The sequence below is a fragment of the Streptomyces sp. NPDC046379 genome (assembly GCF_055587785.1).
The window spans coordinates 189,767-210,792 of the sequence record NZ_JBVJFP010000001.1 but is presented as its reverse complement, the minus strand read 5'-3'; the positions used below and the strand labels follow the sequence as shown (position 1 = coordinate 210,792).

Below are 21,026 nucleotides of genomic sequence, written 5' to 3'. Positions count from 1 at the left end.
TTCACACATACGGGTGGCCCCACGGCGGTTCGGCTGAGGGAACGGGGGCCGGTGTGCTGCCGGGGCTGGCGGTGACGGCACGGGTACAGCGGGGCGAAACAGGCAGGTAGCCTGTCTTCCGTGCCCCGTCTGTCTGAAGTCATCGCCGCGCTGGAGAACCTGTGGCCCGCCGAGCGGGCCGAGTCCTGGGACGCGGTCGGCACGGTCGTGGGCGATCCCGTCCAGGAGGTGACCCGGGTCCTGATCGCCGTGGACCCCGTACAGGAGATCGCCGACGAGGCGGTGCGGCTCGGCGCGGACCTCCTCGTCACCCACCACCCCCTCTACCTGCGCGGCACGACGACGGTCGCGGCCTCCACCTTCAAGGGCCGGGTCGTGCACACCCTGATCAAGAACGACGTCGCGCTGCACGTCGCCCACACCAACGCCGACACCGCGGACCCGGGCGTCTCGGACGCCCTCGCGGGCGCACTCGACCTGCGCGTCGTACGGCCCCTGGTGCCCGACGCCACCGACCCGCAGGGCCGCCGCGGCCTCGGCCGGATCTGCGAACTCGACCACCCGCTGCAGCTGCGCGAGTTCGCCGCCCGCGCCGCCGCACGGCTGCCCGCCACCGCGCAGGGCATCCGGGTCGCCGGCGACCCCGAGGCGCTCGTCCGCACGGTCGCCGTCAGCGGCGGCTCCGGCGACAGCCTCTTCGACCACGTCCGCGCGGCCGGCGTCGACGCCTTCCTCACCGCGGACCTGCGCCACCACCCGGCGTCCGAGGCACGGGCCCGGACGCCCCTCGCGCTGCTCGACGCGGCGCACTGGGCCACCGAGCAGCCCTGGTGCGAGCTGGCCGCAGCCCAGCTCGACGAGATCTCCGACCGGAACGGATGGGACCTGCGCGTCCACGTCTCGAAGACGGTCACCGACCCCTGGACCAGCCACTCCCCTTCACCTGGAGCCCCCAACTGAACGCCGCGCCCGCCGACCAGATCCGACTCCTCGACGTCCAGGCCCTCGACGTCCGCCTCCAGCAGCTGGCCCACCGGCGCCGGTCGCTGCCCGAGCACGCCGAGATCGAGTCGCTGACGAAGGACCTCACGCAGCTGCGCGACCTGCTGGTGGCCGCGCAGACCGAGGAGAGCGACTGCGCCCGCGAGCAGACCAAGGCGGAGCAGGACGTCGACCAGGTGCGCCAGCGCGCCGCCCGCGACCAGCAGCGCCTCGACTCCGGCGCCGTCACCTCCCCGAAGGACCTGGAGAACCTCCAGCGCGAGATCGTCTCCCTCGCCAAGCGCCAGGGCGACCTCGAGGACGTCGTCCTGGAGGTCATGGAGCGCCGTGAGTCCGCGCAGGAGCGGGTCGCCGAACTCACCGAGCGCGTCGGCTCGGTGCAGGGCAGGATCGACGACGCGACCGCCCGGCGCGACGCCGCCTGCGAGGAGATCGACGGCGAGGTCGCCTCGGTGACCAAGGAGCGCGAGGTCGTCGCGGCCTCGGTCCCCGCCGAGCTGCTGAAGCTGTACGACAAGCTGCGCCAGCAGCAGGGCGGCATCGGCGCGGCCCGGCTCTACCAGCGCAGCTGCCAGGGCTGCCGGCAGGAGCTGGCCATCACCGAGCTGAACGAGATCCGCTCGGCCGCGCCGGACACGGTGATCCGCTGCGAGAACTGCCGCCGGATCCTGGTGCGGACGTCGGAGTCGGGGCTGTAAGGCGGTAGGGAGCGGCAGGGCGGTGGGACGGTAGGGCGGTGGGACGGTAGGGCCTGCGGGGCTTGCCTGCCCGGCGGGATCTTTCGGATGCGGGGCTTGCCTGCCCGGCAGGGTCTTTTGGAGCGGCAGGCCTGAGCAGGGCCGGCCTTGGGAGCGGAGGAGCCTTCCCGGTGCGGGAGTTCATCGTCGAGGCGGACGGCGGGTCACGGGGCAATCCCGGGCCCGCGGGATACGGCGCGGTCGTGCTGGACGCGGCGACGGGGGAGACGCTGGCCGAGGCGGCGGAGTACCTCGGCACGGCGACGAACAACGTCGCCGAGTACCGCGGCCTGCTCGCCGGCCTCCGCGCGGCCCACGCCCTGGACCCCTCGGCGCGGGTGCGCGTCCGCATGGACTCCAAGCTGGTCGTCGAGCAGATGTCCGGCCGCTGGAAGATCAAGCACCCCGCGATGAGGCCGCTGGCGACGGAGGCGGCGGGGATTTTCCCGGTGGATCGGGTGACGTACGAGTGGATTCCGCGCGAGTCCAACAAACACGCCGACCGGCTCGCGAACGAGGCGATGGACGCGGGGGCGCGAGGGGAGCGGTGGGCTCCGCGGGACGGGGGGATCGGCGACGGCGCCACGGCCGACGCGACCCGCGACGCCGACGTACGCGCCGCCCGGAACGTCGCCACCCCCGGCGTCGGCTGGGGCGCCCCCGACCTCGGCGCACCCGCCACCTTCGTCCTGCTCCGCCACGGCGAGACCCCGATGACGCCGCAGAAGCGGTTCTCCGGGAGCGGCGGCAGCGACCCCTCCCTCTCCGACTCCGGCCGGGAGCAGGCCGAGCACGTCGCCGCCGCGCTGGCGAGGCGCGGGACGATCGAGGCGATCGTCGCCTCCCCCCTCGCCCGCACCCGCGAGACCGCCGGCATCGTCGCCGCCCGCCTCGGCCTGGACGTCGCCATCGAGGACGGGCTGCGCGAGACCGACTTCGGCGCGTGGGAGGGCCTCACCTTCGCCGAGGTGCACGAACGCCACCCCGAGGACCTGAGCGCCTGGCTCTCCTCGCCGGAGGCCCAACCCACGGGCGGCGGCGAGAGCTTCGCGGCCACCACGACCCGTGTCGCCGCCGCCCGGGACAAGCTGGTCGCGGCGTACGCGGGCCGCACGGTCCTGCTGGTCACCCACGTGACCCCCATTAAGACCCTGGTCCGCCTCGCCCTCGGCGCCCCGCCCGAGTCCCTGTTCCGCATGGAGCTGTCGGCCGCGTCGATCTCCGTCGTCGCGTACTACGCCGACGGCAACCCCAGCGTCCGCCTCCTCAACGACACCTCGCACCTGCGCTGACCCCGGCCGCCGCCCGCGCGAGCGCCTCCACCCGCCCCCAGTCCCGCGCCGCGACCGCGTCCGCCGGAACCATCCAACTCCCGCCCACGCAAGCCACGTTCGGCAGCGCCAGATACTCCGCCGCGGTCGCCGCCCCGATCCCGCCGGTGGGACAGAAGCGGGCCTGCGGCAGAGGGCCGTACAGCGACTTGAGGAACGCCGTGCCGCCCGCCGCCTGAGCCGGGAAGAACTTCATCTCCCGCACGCCCCGCTCCAGCAGCGCCACCACCTCCGACGCGGTCGACACCCCCGGAAGGAACGGCGCCCCCGATCCCCGCATCGCCTCCAGCAGTACGTCCGTCCAGCCCGGGCTCACCACGAACCGCGCCCCGGCCCCGACCGCCTCCGCCACCTGCCCCGGCGTGATCACGGTCCCCGCCCCGACCACCGCCTCCGGCACCGCCCGGACGATCGCCCCGATCGCCTCCAGCGCCCCCGGCGTCCGCAACGTCACCTCGACCACCGGCAGCCCGCCCGCGACCAACGCCCGCGCCAACGGCACGGCGTCGTCGGGATCGTCGACCACGACGACGGGCACGACCGGAACACCGGCCGCGAGGTCCAGGAAGGAAGGAGACCTGGGGAGGGGGGCGGGGGAGGGCACGTCGGGGGAGGGAACATCGGGGGAGGGAACGTCGGGTGGGGACATGGATGCGATCCTGCCGACGCCGGGCGCAGCATGCAACGCTCGTTGCGCAGGGCGCAATTCGCTCCGCTTCTCCGTAGCACGTGCCGTTGCCGCTACTCAGTTGCGGGCGCCGCTCGTGAGGCGGAGCGCTGCTCCTGAGTGGGAGCGCTGCTCTGGAGTGGGAGCGCCGATCCTGAATGAGAGCGCTGCTCCGTGGCTGGAACACCGCTCTGGAGGTGGTGTTGCCGCATTGGAGCGGCGTTCCGGACGGTGAACGTTGTTCTCGCCCCGGAGCGGCGCCCCCGCCGGGAGCGGTGCTCCGCCCCGGGATCGGTGCTCTAACTGGGGGGCGCCGCGTGTCAGTAGCCGGAAGGGTGCTCCCGCCCTGGAGGGCGTACCCGACATGGAGCAGTGCTCTCTCCCGGAGCCGTGGAGCGGTGCTCTCAAGCAGGACCGGTGCTCCGGGTCCGGAGCGGTGCTACCGCCTACGACCGTGCCGTTGGTCCGGAGCGGTGCTCCTGGTCTGGAGCGGTGCTCCAGCCCACGGCCGTGCTCCGGGTCCGGAGCGGTGCTCTGGAGCAGTGCTCTCGCCCACGGCCGTGCTCCAGGTCCGGAGTGGTGCTCCCCGCCCAGGACCGTGCCCTTGGTCCGGAGCGGTGCTCCCCGCCCAGGACCAACACCGCCGGCTCCTCAGTGCACCTCGTCCACCAGCACATCCAGCGCCCAGGCGACCCCGCCCTTCCCCGGCGCCCACACCTCCACCGCGTACCCGAGATCCCGGAGCGCCTCCACCAGATCGGCCGGCCCCTTCGGCGCGACCCCGGCCGTGAGCAGGCTCCGGACGATCCGCCCCTTCGTCGCCTTGTTGAAGTGGCTGACGACCTTCCGCGTCGGCGCGTGCAGCACCCGCACCGTCGCCGTCCGCCCCGCGACCTCGCCCTTCGGCTTCCACGCCACCGCGTACGCCGCCGACCGCAGGTCCAGTACCAGGCCGCCCCCGGCCGCCTCGGGCAGCACCTGCGCCATCGGCGCCCGCCAGTGCGCCCCCAGCGCCCCGAGCCCGGGCAGCTTCACCCCCATCGAACAGCGGTACGACGGAATCCGGTCGGTCACCCGCACCGCGCCCCACAACCCCGAGAACACCAGCAGCGAACGCGCCGCACGCCGCTTGGCGGCCGCGTCCAGCGAGGCCAGGCCCAAGGCGTCGTACAGCACCCCCGTGTAGATCTCCCCGGCCGGCCGCGCCCCCGCGCCCAGCAGCCCGGCGTTCTTCGCGACCTCGCCCCGCAGCCCCTCGCTCAGCCCGAGCACCTCGCGTGCCTTGTCCTCGTCCCCCGAACACAGGTCGACCAGTTCGCCGAGGACGGCCTCCCGTGCGGCGTTCAGCCCCGGCAGCGACAGCGACTCCAACCTCAGCGGGGCGCCCCGGCCGGACGACGCCTTGCCTTCCGAGGGCGGCAGCAGGACAAGCACACGTACTCCTTCGATCGAGCTCCGCGCCAGGGTACGGCGTGCCCCACGCCCCGGATGCCACCGCACCGGCCCCGCGGATGCCACCGCACCGGCCCCGCGGATGCCACCGCACCGGCCCCGCGGATGCCACCGCACCGGCCCCGCCCTACCCTCGCTGTATGCCTCGCCGCCCGCTCCGTGTGACCGACGCCTCCGAGGACCCGCTGCGGGCCGCCCTCGCCGCGGTGCGCGCGGATCTCGACGTGCCCGGCGCCTTTCCCACCGACGTCCTGGCCGAGGCCGACCGCGCGGCGAGGGCGCCGGACCTGCCCGAGCACGACGCCACGGACATCCCGTTCTTCACCGTCGACCCGCCCGCCTCCACCGACCTCGACCAGGCCCTGCACCTGGCCCGGCAGGGCGACGGCTACCGCGTCCGGTACGCCATCGCGGACGTCGCCGCGTTCGTCGCACCCGGCGGCGCCCTCGACGCGGAGGCCCATCGCCGGGTGCTCACCCTGTACTTCCCGGACGACAAGGTCCCCCTGCACCCGCCGGCGCTCAGCGAGGACGCCGCCAGCCTCCTGCCCGGCCGGACCCGCCCAGCCGCCCTGTGGACCATCGACCTCGACGCCGACGGCCGCACCCTCGCCGTCGACCTCCGACGCGCCCTGGTCCGCAGCCGCGCGAAACTCGACTACGAGGGCGTACAACGGCAGATCGACACGGGCGCCGCGGAGGAACCCGTCGCCCTCCTCAAAACGGTCGGCACCCTGCGCGAACGCCTGGAGGCCGACCGCGGCGGCATCTCCCTCAACGTCCCCGAACAGGAGATCGTCCGCCAGGACGACGGCACCTACGCCCTCCACTACCGCGCCCCGCGCCCCGCCGACGGCTGGAACGCCCAGATCTCCCTGCTCACCGGCATGACCGCGGCCGACCTCATGCTGGCGTACGGCACCGGCGTCCTGCGCACCCTGCCCGCCGCGCCCGACGGCGCCGTCGGCCGCCTGCGCCGCACCGCCCGCGCCCTGGACATCGACTGGCCGCACCACGTCTCGTACGCCGCGCTGGTCCGTTCCCTCGACCCGCACCGCCCCGCCCACGCGGCCTTCCTCCAGGAGTGCACCACCCTGCTGCGCGGCGCCGGCTACACGGTCTTCCACGACGGCGTCCTCCCGCCGATCACCACCCATGCGGCCGTCGCCGCCCCTTACACCCACTGCACCGCCCCGCTGCGCCGCCTCACCGACCGCTACGCCACCGAACTCTGCCTCGCCGCCGCGGCCGACCGCCCCCCGCCCGACTGGGTCCGGTCGGCCCTGGACACCCTCCCCGCCGAGATGACCACCGGCTCCCGCCGCGCCGGCCAGGTCGAACGCGCCTGCCTCGACGCCGTCGAGGCCGCCCTGCTCAAGGACCGTGTCGGTGAGGTCTTCGAGGCCCACGTGACCGACGTCGACGAACGCCGCCCCACCCGCGGCACCGTCCAGCTCACCTCCCCGGCAGTGGTCGCCCCCATCGAGGCCGACCGCCCCCTCCCTCTGGGGCACCCGATCCGCGCCCGCCTGACGGAGGCGGATCCGGCGCGGGCACGGGTGCGGTTCGCGCCGGTGTGAGCGGCGGGACAGAGCCGGCGGGACCGAGTGGCCCGTGCCGCCACCGTCGAGGGAACGGGGGGGGTGCCGGTCTCGCGGCCTCTTCAGCGAACCGGAGAACGACGACTACCGGCGCCTGCTCCAGTGCTCCTTCGGCGACCCCCCGCCCCTCCCCGAGCCCTTCGCCTTCGACCTGGACACCGGTGACTTCCTCTGATTTCCTCTGATCCTTTGTGGGCGGGGGTGTCCCCTGCGGGCGGGGGTGCGAGGTGGACGACGTACGCGAGCCGATGGGGGAGCGGGTGCCGGTGCGGGAGCAGGCCCGCTGGACTCGGGCCAGGCTGGGGCGCTGCGGCCCCCCGCTCGACCTGCTCACCGCCCGCTTCAGCCGGCACGAGTACGCTCCGCACGCCCATGAGGAGTTCACGATCGGGGTGACCGTCGGCGGACTGGAGGTCATCGCGTACCGCGGGGGACGGATCCACGCCGGCCCCGGTTCGATCGTCGTCCTGGAACCCGGCGAAATGCACACCGGCGGTCCCGCCGCCCCCGACGGCTACGCCTACCGGGCCCTGTACGCCGGCCCCGCCCTCCTCGCCGACGGCGTCAGCGGACCCGGCCGGCCGCACTTCCGCGAACCCGTACTGGACGACCCCGAGCTGGCCGCCGCGCTGCGCAGCGCGCACACCGACGTCAGCGCCCGCCCCGACCCGCTGGAGGCGGAGTCCCGGCTGCCGTGGCTGCTCACCGCGCTCACCCGCCGCCACTCCACCGCCCGAGCCGAAGACGACGCGATCCCCGGCGCGGACCGTATCGCCCGGGTCGTCCGCGACCGCCTCGCCGACGAACTCCTCGCCCCGCCCTCCCTGGCCGACCTCGCCGCAGACCTCGGCCTGTCCCGCTACCAGCTCCTGCGCGCCTTCCGTACGACGGTGGGCGTGCCGCCGTACGCGTGGCTGGCCCAGCACCGGGTGACCAGGGCCCGCGGCCTGCTGGAGGCGGGGCTGCGCCCGGCCGAGGCGGCCGGGCTCGTCGGCTTCGCCGACCAGGCGCACCTGACGCGCTGGTTCCGGCGCGTGCTGGGGGTGACGCCGGCGGCGTACCGCAACAGCGTTCAAGACAGCGCGCGCTGACCGGGCCGACACTCGCCGCATGACTGCACGCGGCTGGTTCCTGTTCTCCCTGATGGGAGTGGTCTGGGGCATCCCCTACCTGTTGATCAAGGTGGCGGTGGACGAGCTGTCCCCGTCGGCGGTGGTGTTCGCGCGCTGCGTGCTCGGCGCGGCCCTGCTGCTCCCGTTCGCCCTGCGCAGGCCCGGCATGGTCCGCTCGGTGCGGACGCACTGGAAGCCGATGCTGGCGTTCGCGGTCATCGAGATCGTCGGCCCCTGGTACACCCTGACCGATGCCGAGCGCCACCTCTCCAGCTCCACCGCGGGCCTGCTGATAGCGGGCGTGCCGATCGTCGGCGTCGCGCTGGCCCGGTTCTTCGGCGGGGCGGAGTCCCTGGGCGCCCGCAGACTCACGGGCCTGGGGCTGGGCCTGGCCGGCGTGGCCGTCCTGACCCTCCCGCACCTGACCGGCGGCGACGCCCGTTCGCTGGCGGAGGTCCTGCTGACGGTCGTCGGCTACGCCACCGCCCCCCTGATAGCGGCACGGCACCTCAAGGACGTCCCGACCCTGCACCTCATCACCCCCTGCCTGACCCTGTCGGCCCTCGTCTACGCCCCCGCCGCCATCGCCACCCGCCCGGCCGCCCTCCCCTCACCCGAGACCCTGGGCGCCCTCGCCGCCCTGGGCGTCGTCTGCACGGCGGTCGCCTTCGTCGCCTTCCTCGAACTGATCAAGGAGGCCGGCCCGGCCCGCGCGTCGGTCATCACGTACGTCAACCCGGCGGTCGCGGTGGCGGCCGGGGCCGTCCTCCTCGACGAACACCTGACCGGGACGGTCCTGGCCGCCTTCGCCCTGATCCTCGCCGGCTCGGTCCTGGCCACGGCGACGGCGCCGCGGCGGGCGCCGCGCCGGGTACCATGGTCGACACGGCAGACGAGCCGGGCGGACGGCCGCGTGGAGTCCCCCTAGGGGGCTTCCCGAGGAACGTCCGGGCTCCACAGGGCAGGGTGGTGGCTAACGGCCACCCGGGGTGACCCGCGGGACAGTGCCACAGAAAACAGACCGCCGGGGACCTCGGTCCTCGGTAAGGGTGAAACGGTGGTGTAAGAGACCACCAGTGCCCAGGGTGACCTGGGCAGCTAGGTAAACCCCACCCGGAGCAAGGTCAAAAGGAGCGCCGTAACAGGCGCTCTGCGCGGACGTTCGAGGGCTGCCCGCCCGAGTCCGCGGGTAGACCGCACGAGGCCGGTGGCAACACCGGCCCTAGATGGATGGCCGTCACCCAGGGCTCCGCGAGGAACCCCGGGAACAGGACCCGGCGTACAGCCCGACTCGTCTGCCTTCATCGACGCCAACTGGTCCACGGATGCCGCCCAGTGCCGTGTCTTGGCCGCCGACGCCGCCGACCGCCCTCGCGCGGACGGACGTGTAGGTGGTCGCTGTCTGACGATCTCCGGTCGGCCTGGACGGGGTCGTCACGGAAGGATCTCCGTGCGGCGAAGGTATGGAACCGGCGCACGACATGGTGGGCGCCGCGTGGCAGGCTGCGGCCCATGCTCGCATGCGGTTGTCTGAACCCCGTCGGCATCGGGGTGCACTTCGCCGCCCAGGGGCTGGTTGTGGTGTTCGGACTCGTGGTCGGACTGGTGTGTCTGTGCGGGCTGTTCATCGGTGCTCTCGTCCTGGGCGTGCGCCTTAGCGGATGGCGGCGGGACCAGGACGGGGAAGACGAGGGGATCGGCATCGACGGGTTCCGGTGGACTGAGGAGTAGCGCAGCTCTCGTGCTGTCTCGGTGGTACCCGAGGGCGACGCGGCTGCCGCGCGTTGCCGACCATTCGGGGTCAGCGGTTCACGGACTGGATTTCCTGGACGGCGACCGCCTGCTCGCTGCCGAAGATGCCGTTCGGGAGGTCGCCGCCGGCGCCGCCCGTGCCGGTCCAGGTGATGTCCCAGGTGATGGTGGCCCGGAGGTCGAAGGCGCCGTTGCCGGAGGAGCGGAGGTACTTCAGGCCGCAGGGCGGGGTCTCGTCGGCCCTGCCCTTGGTGTAGGGCTCGCCGATCGAGCCGTCGGCGTTGATCGTGCACTCGCCGGACGCCGGATAGGCCTCGGCGTCCTCCGTGCCCGGCTCCAGTTTGAGGGCCACCGGTTTTGCGGTCGTGGTGGCCGAGAGGGTGAGGCCGGGGACGCTGATGGCCGCCGTGGCCCGGACCTCTTCGAAGACGGCCTTGTCCAGCCAGGCCCACGTCGGCAGATTCACCTTCGTGACGGTCTCGGGGGCGAGGGTGACCTCGGTGTCCGGGAGTTGCATGTGCTGGTAGGCCAGGGCCGCCAGGATCTCCGGGCTGATCGCCTGTTCGTACTGGGGTGGCGGAGTCTCGCCGTTGTTCACCCAGAAGGGGAGGTCATCGCAGGAGTTCCGTTTGAGAGGGTCGGGTTCGGCGGGATTCTGGACGGCGGCCCAGAACATGCCCTTGCCGTCGTTGTCGACGTTGTAGTCCTTGTAGCCGGGGGTGTTGGACCAGCCGTATTCGTCCTCGTAGTGCCGCTCCATCTCATTGAGAGCGGCACCCGCGTGGCCACCCATGCCAGGTGCCTTCATCTGACTCTCGATGTCCTTGGACATCTTCTCCTTGAAGTCCTTGGCACCGAGATAGGGGGCGTACCAGCAGGGCGGGGGCGTCCAGTTGACGTCCGCGGACGTCACGTTCCCGCGGCTGCCATCACCGGTGACGGCTCCGGAGTACTGGATGCGGGCCGCGGCATGGATGCCGGTCTTGTCGCTGCCGCCGCTCGTTTCCTCTTGGCTTGCTCCTTGGTCAGAACCCACCGGCTTCCCCGCGTAGGCGAATTCCGTCAGGACGAGCGTGCTGAAAGCCAGTGTCAGCGTGGTGGCAAGGAGTGTGCGGCGTAATCCCTTCACTGACACTTCGCCGCCTTCGTCTCGACGAACACCTGGGATGCCTGCCACAGATCCGTGCCGGTGGGATGCTTCACCATGATGATTTTGTAGTGGTCGAAGTCTTCGATGCTCGGCTCGGTCTCAAGAACCTTCCCGGTCTTGACTTCCTTGCCGAAGAACCGTGTCGAGTCCGCGCAGAACGCCACCTCCACCGACGTGCCTTTCTCGGTGGACCGTGTGGTGGCGTCGTAGTGGCGCAGGGTGCCGGTGGCGGTCCAGCCTCCCTCGATCCAGGCGTTGATCTGCGTGTTCGCGTAGTGAAGCCCTTCCCCGGAGGCGTACGCGACGACAGCAGCGTCAGTGGCCGTGCGCTTGTCGACACCCCGGTAGATCGCCCGGAAGAAGTTCGCCGCGTCCGCCATCGCCGCCGCCTCGTTCTGTTTCTCAGGCATGTCCCAGTCGAATACCAGGTTCATGTCCTTCGGCAGCGACACGTCCACGCCGTCCGGCCGGTCGTTCGACGACGGCACGTCCGAGGGCTCCGCCGACTTCTCCGGCTTCTCGGTCGTCTGTTCCGCCCCGGCGATCCTGCCGTTGTCGTCGGCCTTGTCGTCCTCGCCGCCGCACGCCGTCAGGAGCAGAGCCGCGGCGGTGGCGAGCGCGGCGGCGGTGGGCAGGGTGCGGCGCTTCACAGTGGACTCCCCGTGAGACAGAAGTGCGGGCAAGGCATAGACGGTATCGGTGGGGTTCTCGATTTCTCCAGCCCGAACTACCCAGGTGGTGACGGGATTCAGGCCATTTCTCCCCCTGGCCTGTGGGTGGTGTCCGAATTGCGTCCCGTGAGTGGGCATGCCGCTACCGAGGGCCCGGAGAAGGGCGGAGTCTGGGGGTGCGCCCGCGGTGGGACGTGTCCCGACGGGCACGGTGGCCCCTCCTCCGGTCGTCACGCCCCCGCACTCGACCCCCGCACCCGCAGCTCCGGCAGGATGGACACCTGGCGGCGAGGTCGGTCCGGTTCCGTGACGCGGGCGGTGAGGAGTTCGACCGCCGAGACGCCCACCTCGTGCTTCGACGGGGCCACCGCGCTCAGGGGCAGGTCGCCCAGGCCCGCCACCTCGTCGTCGTACGAGACCACCGCCAGGTCGCCCGGGACGGTCAGCCCGCGGGCGTTGAGGCGCTGGAGCAGGACGAGGGCGTCGCCGTCCGGGTGGACGACGGCCGCGTCGATGCGGCCCGCCGCCACGGCGTCCAGGAAGCGTTCCATCGTGCCGTCGTACTGCGAGGTGCCGGGGCGGTCCATGCCGAGGTCCGAGTGGGCCGCCTCCAGGGCGGGTTGGAGACCGGCCAGGCGCAGGCCCGCGTGGAAGCCCTCCTCGATCAGCGGGGCCGTGGGGGTGCCGCCGCGGGTCAGCAGGGCGATGCGGCGGCGGCCCTGCGTGGCGAGGTGGTGGACGGCGAGACGGGCGCCGTAGGCGTGGTCCGTCACCACGTGCTCCACCGCCGGGCCGACCGGGCGGGGGCGTCGTTCCACCAGGACGAGCGGGATGCCCAGGTCCTCGTACCAGGCGGCGTCGGCGGGGGTCTCCGGGGCGGCGGTGGGGGCCAGCAGCAGGCCGTCGACGCCCGCCTCGACCATCGCGCGGGCGTGGGCGCGCTCGCCCTCGGCGTCGTACTCGGAGATGCGCAGCAGCAGGCGGGCACCGCGCGCCGCCGCCGTCTCCCGGACGGCCCGGATGACGTCCGGGTAGTAGTACGTGGCGGACGGGACGATCATGCCGAACGTCAGCTCACGTGCGAGGGCCGAGGGGCCGGGACCGGCCCCGGGCGACGGGGTCGCCTCGTCCGGGAGGCGCGCTCCGCCGTGCACCCGTACCAACAGGCCGCGCTCGGCGAGCAGTTCGACGTCCTTGCGGACCGTGACGGGCGACACCCGCAGTTCCGCCGCCACCTCGGTGACCCGTACCGAGCCGTGTCGGCGCACCCTGCGCAGGATCGCCTGATGCCTGTCCTCGGCGTGCATCTGATCCGCCCCCTCCCCTCGTCACCGTTCACGGCGCACCCTACGCGTCCCACTGTCTTTTCCGCACGCCTTCTTTCGAAAAGCGAAGAACTGATCGGATGCGCGCCGAAAGCGTTGCTGATGGATGAAAGCGCATGCTACAAACCGCGCACCGTCGTGCCGTAGTGCCGCGCACCGTGGCGCCGTAGTGCCGCCCATGCCGCAACTCCCGGGGGTCCCCCGTGCCATCTCCCTGGTCCCGCCGCGCCTTCGTCCAGGTCGCCGCCGCGGCGCCCCTCGCCGCAGCCGTCGCCGGTGTCGCCGCCGGCCCCGTCCACGCGGCCGAAGCCACCGCCACCGGTGCCGACTTCGCCGCCCTGCGGGCCAAGTGGCGCGAGTTGATGCTCGGCACGGCGTTCAACCCCGCCGCCGAGCCCTTCCGCAAGCTGCTCGCCGACCTCGGCGCCGCCGCGCGCGCCCAGCTCGCCGGCATGGCCCCCGCACCCGGCTCCCTCTGGCCCGACCTGGTCTGGGCCGACCCCGACCCCGACACCGACGCCGAGTCCTACACGTACTCGGCGAGGATCGTCACCAGTTGCACCCGCCTGAACACCATGGCCCAGGCCTACTGCCAGCCCGGCACCGGCCTCACCGGAAACGCCGAGGTGCGGGACGCCGTTCTCGCCGGCCTCGACCACCTGCACGCCGAGGTGTACAACGACCGCACCGCGCCGTACGGCAACTGGTGGAGCTGGCAGATCGGCGCCGCGCAGTCGCTCATGGACACCTGCGTGCTGCTGTACGACCACCTGACGCCGGCACGGATCGACAACCTCTGCCGGGCCGTGGACCACTTCGTGCCGGACCGCGTCTTCGACAGCTACACCGGCACCAGCACCGGCGCCAACCGCGTCGACCTGTGCCGTGCCGTCGTGCTGCGCGGCATCGTCGGGGAGAACCCGGACAAGGTCGCCCTCGCCTCGCGCGCCCTCGCCCCGGTGTTCCCGTACGTCACCTCGGGCGACGGGTTCTACGCCGACGGCTCGTTCATCCAGCACCGCAACGTCCCCTACATCGGCGGCTACGGCTCCGTGCTCCACGACGGCGTGGGCCGGCTCATGGCGCTGCTGCGCGGGTCGGACTGGGAGATCGGCGGCGCGGGCGCGCAGCTGTTCCTCGACACGATCGACCGGGCGATCGCCCCGTTCCTCTACAACGGCCTGATGATGGACAACGTGTCCTCGCGCGGCATCAGCCGGGCCGGCACCTCCGACCACAGCCGGGCGCACCCCCTCATGGCCACCATCCTCCTCGTCGGACAGGGCGCGTCGGCGGAGGAGAACGCCCGGTGGCGCGCCATGGTCAAGGGGTGGCTGCGGCGGGACTACCACTACCCGGCGCTGAGCAACCCGGGTCTCGGCCTGACGCGGACGTCCCTGCTGCAGGCGCTCCAGGACGACGACTCCGTCAAGGCCGCCCCCGAGCCGGTCGAGCACCGGCTGTTCCACCACATGGCCCGGGTGACCCACCGCCGGCCGGGCTGGGCCGCCTCCGTGTCCATGGCCGCCAAGCACATCGCCCACTACGAGTTCGGCAACGGCGAGCACGCCCGCGGCTACCACACCGGCGCCGGCTGGCTGTCCTGGTGGGGCGACGACTTCGGGCTGGAGCAGTACGCGGACGCGTTCTGGCCCACGGTCGACCCGTACCGCCTGCCCGGCATCACCGCCTCCCGCAAGCCGCTGCCGGACGGCGCGGGCGGCAACTGGGGACAGCCCTGCCCGGACGTCACCTGGGTCGGCGGCACCACCGACGGGCGGTTCGGCGCCACCGGCCAGCACCTCAAGGGCCTGATGAGCACGATGAGCGCCCGCAAGTCGTGGTTCTGGCTGGACGACAGCGTGGTGTGCCTCGGGGCCGGCATCACCTCGGCGGACGGGTTCTCCGTCGAGACGACGATCGACAACCGCAACCTGGGCGCGACCGGCGCCCCCGCGCTCACCGTCGACGGCGTGGTCCAGCCGTCCGGACAGGGCTGGGCGGGCGCCTTCGAGGGCGCGCGGTGGGCGCACATCGCCGGGCACGCCGGGTACGTCTTCCCCGAGGGCACCGACCTCGGGGCCGTGCGCGAGGAGCGCACCGGGGCCTGGCGGGACATCAACGTCAACGGTCCGACCGCCCCCGTCACCCGGCGCTACCTGACGCTGTTCACCGACCACGGCGCCGACCCCGCCGACGCCTCCTACGCCTACGTCCTGCTCCCGGGCGCCGGCGCCGCCACCACCGCCAGGCGGGCGGCCGACAGGGGCTGGCTGAAGATCATCGCCAACACCCGCGAGCAGCAGGGCGTCCGGGTGCCGGGGCTCGGTTTCACCGCCGTCAACTTCTGGTCGCCGGGGACGCAGGGGAAGATCACTGCCAGTGCCCCCGCCTCCGTGCTGATCCGGGAGAACCGCGACGGCACCGCCACGGTCGTCGTCTCCGACCCGGCGCGGCAGGCGAGCGCGCTGGAGGTCGTCTGGGAGCGCCGCGTCTCCGCCGTGCTGTCCAAGCCGCCGACGGTCGCCTCGGCCGCCACCGGTTCCGCGCTGCGGCTGGTCTTCGGCGACCTCACCGGGCAGGCGGGCGCCCCGCAGAAGATCACGGTCCGTCTCGGCTGACCGCGGATCACGCTCGGTCTCGGCCGGCCGTGGATCACGGTCCGCCCGGCCGGCCGCGGATCACGGCTCGTCCCGCCGGACCGCGGATCACGGCCGCTCAGCCTGACCGTGACGCATCGGGGCCCGCCCGACCCCGACGGGCGGGCCCCGTACCCCTCCCCCCAACCCGAAGAGGAATGACCATGCCCCCCACACGTCTGCACTCCTCCCGCGCTGCCCTCGGTCTGGCCGCCGGGGCCGTCGCGATGTCGCTCGTCATGGCGACGGACGCCCACGCCGCCGTCCTCTGGGACGGTGACGCCTCCAAGGGAACCGGAGTCTTCGAGGCCGTCCTGTGCCCCGCGCCGGGCGCCGCGCGCGTCAGGAACTGGGGCGACGCGCACGGCGACTTCTTCGAGTTCCTGAAGCCCGCCGGTTCCGAACGCTGCGAGGGCCACGGCATCAGCACGCCGGGGCTGCTGCGGAACGACAGCACCCTCTGGTTCGGCTGGGACTCCATGACGCGGACCGGCAACGCCCAGACCGTTTTCCAGTGGAAGTCCAACGGCGGCAACGACCAGAACCAGCAGAACTACCCGGTGATCATGAAGGTCGAGGACAGCCGGCTCAAGGTCTGGTACGTCGCCCCGGGTGAACAGTGGAACGCCATCGGCAGCGCCCCGTGGACCCCCGAGGTCTGGCACTCGGTCCAGCTCGGCATCACGACCAGCTCCGCCGCCGGCGGCTCGGCCGAGGTCTGGCTGGACGGCAACCGCATCGCTCACCGGACGGGCATCCGAACCTGGGACGACCTGGGCAACAAGCCCCGCTGGGGCACCTACGGCTCGACCATCGTCGGCGTCTCCTCGACCAACTGGGTCGACGACCCGGTCATGGGCGACGCCCGCGCGGACGTCGACTGAGGCGATGCGGCCCCGCGCCGCCCCACCGCACCCCCGCCCCACCGCACCCCCGCCCCACCGCACCCCCGCCCCACCGCACCCCCGCCCCACCGCACCCCCGCCCCCCGCGCCGATCCGCCGCACCTCCTGGCACCCAGCCGCCTGTTCATTTGATTGTTCGAGCAGAAACGTTCACAAGTGATCGGGTGGGCGCTAGACTGCCGGTCACCGAACGACCATCGACATGACCATCGACAGAGGGGGCCCGGTCGCGTGCACGCCGAGGAACGGCACCAGGAGATACTGCGGAGGCTGCGCGAGCGCGGCTCCGTCCGGGTCACGGAGGTCGCCGCCGAGCTGGGCGTCTCTCCCATCACCGTGCGCCGCGACGTGGAGGCCCTGGCCGAGCGCGGGCTCGTCGAGCGGGTGCACGGCGGGGCGGTGCTCCCGGAGGCCGCCGCCTCCCGCACGCCCGACGCCCCGGCCCGTCCCGGCGGCACCCGTGCCGGTGGCTCCCGCTCCGGCGGCGACCGGGTCTTCGGCCTGATCGTCCCGGCCGCGGACTACTACTACCCCGAGGTCATCAAGGGCGCGCGGGAGGCCGCCGCCGAGCGCGGCATCCGCCTGGTCCTCGGCATCTCCCAGTACAACCCCGAGGAGGAGCGCGCCCAGGCCCGCCAGATGCTGGCCGACGGCATCGACGGGCTGCTCGTCACGCCGTGCGGTCCCGCGGCGGCGCGGCGGTGGCCGGCCGAGCTGGAGGTGCCGTACGTGCTCGTCGAGCGGCGCCCCGAGGACGACGCGACGGGCGCCGAGCGCGTGGTGACCGACCACGTCCACGGCGCGCGGATCGCGGTACGGCACCTCGCGGACGGGGGCCGCGAGCGGATCGGGCTGCTGCTGCGCGAGGACAGCCCGCACGGGCCGCTCGTCCTGGAGGGCTTCCGCGGCGGCCTCAGCGCGGCCGGACTGCCGGCGGACGACGGCCGGCTGTTCCGGCTGCCGCCGCCGGGGGGTGACGCCGCCGGGCGGGAGGAGGCGCTCGCCGCCTTCACCGACGCCGTCGCCGACGGCCTGCTCGACGCGGCGGTCGTGCACAACGACCACGACGCCATCGTCGTCCTCCAGCGGCTGCGCGCCCGCGGCGTCGAGGTGCCCGACGACCTCGCGATCGTCGCCTACGACGACGAGGTCGCCGCCCTCGCCGACATCCCGCTGACCGCCATCGCCCCGCCGAAGCACGCGGTCGGCGCCGCCGCCGTCGACCTGCTCGACCAGCGGCTCGCCGATCCCTCCCGCCCCCGGCACCGCATCGCGATCCTGCCCGAACTGCACGTGCGCGCCTCGAGCGCGTAAGTCCCGCCCCGCACCACTGGAGAGCCCTCATGTTCGCCATCACACCCGGGGGTTTCTCCCTCGACGGCCGTCCGCTGCGCCTGCTCTCGGGGGCGCTGCACTACTTCCGCGTCCTGCCCGCGCAGTGGCCGCACCGGCTGCGGATGCTGCGCGCCATGGGCCTGAACACCGTCGAGACGTACGTGCCGTGGAACCTGCACGAGCCGCGCCCCGGCGCTTACGACTTCGACGGCATCGCCGACCTCGACCGCTTCCTGCACGCCACGCGGGAGGCGGGACTGCACGCGATCGTGCGGCCGTCGCCGTACATCTGCGCCGAGTGGGACAACGGCGGGCTGCCCTGGTGGCTGCTCGCCGACCCCGAGGTGCGGGCGCTGCGCTGCCGTGACGCGGGCTACCTCGCGCACGTGGACCGCTGGTACGACCGGCTCGTGCCGCTCCTCGTCCCGCACCAGGTCACGCACGGCGGCAACGTGCTGATGGTGCAGGTGGAGAACGAGTACGGCTCGTTCGGCACCGACACCGGGCATCTGCGGCACCTGGCCGACGGGCTGCGCGCGCGGGGGATCGACGTGCCGCTGTTCACCTCGGACGGCCCGGACGACTTCTTCCTGACCGGCGGCACGCTGCCCGGGAACCTGGCGACCGTGAACTTCGGCAGCCGCGCCGACGAGGCCTTCGCCTCGCTGGCCCGGCTGCGGCCGGACGACCCGGCGATGTGCATGGAGTTCTGGTGCGGCTGGTTCGACCACTGGGGCACCGAGCACGTGGTCCGCGACCCGCAGGACGCCGCCGGCACGCTCGCCGAGATCCTGCGGTCGGGCGCGTCCGTCAACGTCTACATGGCGCACGGCGGCACCAACTTCTCCACCTGGGCGGGCGCCAACACGGCCGATCCGGCCACCGGCGAGCGCTATCTGCCCACGGTGACCTCCTACGACTACGACGCGCCGATCGACGAACGGGGCGGCGTCACCGCGAAGTTCCACGCGTTCCGGAAGGTGCTGGAGCAGTACGCCGACGGGCCGGTGCCGGACCCCGAGCCGCCCGCGCCCCTGCTCCCGCCCGCGCGGATCGCCCTGACCGAGTCGCTGCGGCTGTTCGACGTCCTGGACGACCTGGCCGGCCCGGAGACCGAGTCCCCGTTGCCGCCCTCCTTCGAGGACCTCGGCGTCGGGCAGGGGCTGGTGCTGTACACCGGGCGGATACCGGGTCCCCGGCAGCCGTATCCGCTGTCGGTGCAGGGCCTGGCCGACCGGGCCCACGTCTACCTCGACGGGACGCCGGCCGGTGTCCTGGAACGGGACGCGACCGAGGCGGTGCCCGACGTCCCGGTGCCCGGGGCCGAGGGGACGCGGGTGGAGCTGCTCGTGGAGTCCATGGGGCGGATCAACTACGGGGCAGGGCTGGGCGAGCGCAAGGGCGTACGGCGGGTGCTGCACACCCAGCAGATCCTGCACGGCTGGCGGGCGCGGGCCGTGGAGCTGGGGCACGGGACGCCCGAGCGGCTGCGCTGGGACGCCTGCGGGCGGCCGGACGACGCGGACGGCGCGGACGGCGCGGACGGCGCGGACGGCGCGGGCGGCGCGGGCGGACCGCAGGGGCGGGGACCGGTGTTCCTGCGCGGTCGGCTGGACGTCCCCGAGCCCGCGGACGCGTATCTCGCGCTGCCCGGCGCCGGCAAGGGCTATGTGTGGGTGAACGGCTTCTGCCTGGGCCGCTACTGGTCCGCGCGCGGCCCGCAGCGCACGCTCTACCTGCCCTGGCCGCTGCTGCGCGCCGGCCGCAACGAGATCGTCGTACTGGAGCTGGAAGCGGACGCGGGCACGGTCCCCGCGGCGGTCGAGACCCGGGACGCGCCCGACCTGGGCTGAGCCCGCATGTTCGTTTACCGTCACCGATCGGCGAAACGAACAAAACGAAGATCGAACACCGCTCATAATTGTTTGATTGTTCGTTTCCTATTGACTCTGATCGCACTTGGCCGAAAGATGTGCGTCATTCACATCGAGCTCCTCAGGAGTCAGCAATGAAGCCGTCCTCCCCCGCTCTCGCCGCCACGGCGGCGTGCCTCGCCCTCTTCGCCACCGCCTGCGGCGGCCAGGACCAGAGCGAGGCCGGCACCGGCACCGCCGAGAAGCCCGTCGAGATCACCTACTGGTCCTGGATGCCCGGGACCAAGGAGATGGCCGCCGAGTTCAACCGGACCCACGAGAACATCAAGGTCACGTTCTCCGAGATACCGGCGGGCCTCAACGGCGGCCACGACAAGCTGGCCAAGGCCGTCAAGGCCGGCAACGCCCCTGACGTCATCAATGTGGAGTACCAGTCCCTGCCCGACCTGGTCACCCAGGGCCTGCTCCGCGACTCCACGGCGGAGCTCGCCGAGGCCGTCGAGGGCTACGCCCCCGAGGCCGTGCGCAGCCTCGTCACCCTCGGCGGCAAGACCTGGGCCGCCCCCTACGACGTCGGCCCGCAGACCCTCTACTACCGCAAGGACCTGTTCGCCAAGTACGGCGTCGAGGTGCCCAAGACCTGGGACGAGTTCGAGGCCGCCGCCAAGAAGGTGAAGTCCGCCTCCGGCGGCAAGGCCCGCATCCTGGACTTCTGGGGCGACGACGTCGCCACCTGGGCCGGCCTCGCCCAGCAGGCCGGCGCCCGCTGGTACGGCTCGACCGGGGACGCCTGGAAGGTCGACATGACCGACGACGCCACCAAGAAGGTCGCCGGTTACTGGAAGGACCTGGTCAAGAACGACCTGGTGTACAACCACAAGGCCTGGAGCCCCGAGGCCACCAAGGCCGTCACCGACTCCCGGGCCATCGCCCTGATCGGAGCCTCCTGGAGCGCGGGCGGCATCAAGACGACGTACCCGAAGCAGGACGGCAAGTGGGCCGAGGCCCCGCTGCCGCACTGGGGCACGCCCGCCACCGGCGCCGTCGGCGGTTCGTCGTTCGCCCTGTCCAAGGACACCAAGAAGGCGGAGGCCGCGGCCGAGTTCGCCCTCTGGGCCACCACGAACGAGGCGGCCGTCAAGGCCCGGCTCGCCGCCGGCACCTCCAGCGGCCTGCCCGCCGCCGAGAAGCTGCGCGCCACCGCCAAGGAGTCCTTCGACGCCTCCTTCTTCGGCGGCCAGGACATCTACGAGGTCGCCGGCTCCCAGGTGCCCCTGATCGCCGAGGGCTGGGTGTGGAGCCCGGTGCACAACTCGACCTCGCTGACCCTGCAGACCGAACTCGGCAAGGCCCAGAAGACCGGCGAGTTCTGGTCGGCGTTCCAGGCGGGCCAGCGCTCCGCCGAGAAGTCGATCACCGACCGCGGGCTGAAGCTCGCCAAGTGACGTAACGCCCCGAGAGCCCGGCTCCCCC

At 72.9% G+C, this 21,026-nt stretch carries 16 protein-coding genes, 1 other RNA gene and 1 pseudogene; 13 read left to right on the top strand and 5 right to left on the bottom strand.

The window, feature by feature from the left end; translation table 11 throughout:
* Nucleotides 1–120 precede the first annotated feature (120 nt).
* From ACZ6KF_RS00940 to ACZ6KF_RS00930, 3 genes are all read left to right on the top strand, one after another.
* A complete protein-coding gene (locus tag ACZ6KF_RS00940; RefSeq protein WP_469174377.1) occupies nt 121–960 on the top strand; it encodes a Nif3-like dinuclear metal center hexameric protein in 840 nt (279 codons plus the stop codon).
* Nucleotides 957–1,700 (top strand): zinc ribbon domain-containing protein, encoded by a 744-nt coding sequence (locus ACZ6KF_RS00935; RefSeq protein WP_356632285.1) that lies wholly within the window; start codon nt 957–959, stop codon nt 1,698–1,700. The genes ACZ6KF_RS00940 and ACZ6KF_RS00935 overlap by 4 nt, the downstream gene beginning before the upstream one ends.
* A 170-nt stretch (nt 1,701–1,870) precedes the next feature.
* Nucleotides 1,871–3,031, top strand: coding sequence for a bifunctional RNase H/acid phosphatase (locus ACZ6KF_RS00930; RefSeq protein ID WP_469236650.1), 1,161 nt, complete (start codon nt 1,871–1,873; stop codon nt 3,029–3,031).
* Here ACZ6KF_RS00930 and eda read toward each other — a convergent pair.
* Nucleotides 3,006–3,719 (bottom strand): bifunctional 4-hydroxy-2-oxoglutarate aldolase/2-dehydro-3-deoxy-phosphogluconate aldolase, encoded by a 714-nt coding sequence (eda, locus tag ACZ6KF_RS00925; protein WP_469236648.1) that lies wholly within the window; start codon nt 3,717–3,719, stop codon nt 3,006–3,008. The genes ACZ6KF_RS00930 and eda overlap by 26 nt on opposite strands.
* A gap of 669 nt (nt 3,720–4,388) precedes the next feature.
* A complete protein-coding gene (gene yaaA, locus ACZ6KF_RS00920) occupies nt 4,389–5,171 on the bottom strand; it encodes a peroxide stress protein YaaA (protein WP_469236646.1) in 783 nt (260 codons plus the stop codon).
* Nucleotides 5,172–5,329: 158 nt separating this feature from the next.
* Here yaaA and ACZ6KF_RS00915 point away from each other — a divergent pair, with 158 nt between their 5' ends.
* From ACZ6KF_RS00915 to ACZ6KF_RS00895, 5 genes and pseudogenes are all read left to right on the top strand, one after another.
* Entirely contained in the window at nt 5,330–6,769 is a 1,440-nt protein-coding gene (locus tag ACZ6KF_RS00915) for an RNB domain-containing ribonuclease (RefSeq protein ID WP_469236644.1), read from the top strand.
* A gap of 269 nt (nt 6,770–7,038) precedes the next feature.
* Entirely contained in the window at nt 7,039–7,881 is an 843-nt protein-coding gene (locus ACZ6KF_RS00910; protein WP_469158170.1) for an AraC family transcriptional regulator, read from the top strand.
* 19 nt (nt 7,882–7,900) lie between these two features.
* Nucleotides 7,901–8,680 (top strand): annotated as a pseudogene (locus tag ACZ6KF_RS00905) (DMT family transporter); the annotation flags it as partial.
* 115 nt (nt 8,681–8,795) lie between these two features.
* An RNA gene (gene rnpB / locus ACZ6KF_RS00900) (RNase P RNA component class A) lies at nt 8,796–9,200 on the top strand.
* A 214-nt stretch (nt 9,201–9,414) separates the two neighbouring features.
* Nucleotides 9,415–9,633 (top strand): hypothetical protein, encoded by a 219-nt coding sequence (locus ACZ6KF_RS00895; protein ID WP_469236641.1) that lies wholly within the window; start codon nt 9,415–9,417, stop codon nt 9,631–9,633.
* Nucleotides 9,634–9,703: 70 nt separating this feature from the next.
* On the opposite strand, the gene ACZ6KF_RS00890 is transcribed toward ACZ6KF_RS00895, so the two are convergent.
* The 3 genes from ACZ6KF_RS00890 to ACZ6KF_RS00880 form a co-directional block, all read right to left on the bottom strand.
* Entirely contained in the window at nt 9,704–10,783 is a 1,080-nt protein-coding gene (locus ACZ6KF_RS00890; protein WP_469237187.1) for a hypothetical protein, read from the bottom strand.
* Nucleotides 10,780–11,454 carry a hypothetical protein gene (locus tag ACZ6KF_RS00885; protein WP_469174363.1) on the bottom strand — a complete coding sequence of 225 codons (675 nt, stop codon included), beginning with the start codon at nt 11,452–11,454 and terminating at the stop codon, nt 10,780–10,782. Before ACZ6KF_RS00885 ends, ACZ6KF_RS00890 begins: the two co-directional genes overlap by 4 nt.
* Nucleotides 11,455–11,705: 251 nt before the next feature.
* Nucleotides 11,706–12,782: a LacI family DNA-binding transcriptional regulator gene (locus ACZ6KF_RS00880; protein ID WP_469174361.1), complete on the bottom strand. Its 1,077-nt coding sequence runs from the start codon at nt 12,780–12,782 to the stop codon at nt 11,706–11,708.
* A gap of 221 nt (nt 12,783–13,003) precedes the next feature.
* On the opposite strand from ACZ6KF_RS00880, the gene ACZ6KF_RS00875 reads away from it, so the two are divergent.
* The 5 genes from ACZ6KF_RS00875 (at nt 13,004) to ACZ6KF_RS00855 (ending at nt 20,998) form a co-directional block, all read left to right on the top strand.
* Nucleotides 13,004–15,421, top strand: coding sequence for a polysaccharide lyase 8 family protein (locus ACZ6KF_RS00875; protein ID WP_469236639.1), 2,418 nt, complete (start codon nt 13,004–13,006; stop codon nt 15,419–15,421).
* Between the two features lie 176 nt (nt 15,422–15,597).
* A complete protein-coding gene (locus tag ACZ6KF_RS00870; protein ID WP_469236637.1) occupies nt 15,598–16,323 on the top strand; it encodes a heparin lyase I family protein in 726 nt (241 codons plus the stop codon).
* Between the two features lie 252 nt (nt 16,324–16,575).
* On the top strand, nt 16,576–17,658 hold the full coding sequence (locus ACZ6KF_RS00865; RefSeq protein ID WP_469158046.1) for a LacI family DNA-binding transcriptional regulator: 1,083 nt from the start codon (nt 16,576–16,578) through the stop codon (nt 17,656–17,658).
* Nucleotides 17,659–17,687: 29 nt separating this feature from the next.
* Nucleotides 17,688–19,532, top strand: coding sequence for a beta-galactosidase (locus ACZ6KF_RS00860; protein ID WP_469236635.1), 1,845 nt, complete (start codon nt 17,688–17,690; stop codon nt 19,530–19,532).
* 155 nt (nt 19,533–19,687) lie between these two features.
* Nucleotides 19,688–20,998 (top strand): ABC transporter substrate-binding protein, encoded by a 1,311-nt coding sequence (locus ACZ6KF_RS00855; protein WP_356632133.1) that lies wholly within the window; start codon nt 19,688–19,690, stop codon nt 20,996–20,998.
* The last annotated feature ends 28 nt before the right edge of the window (nt 20,999–21,026 follow it).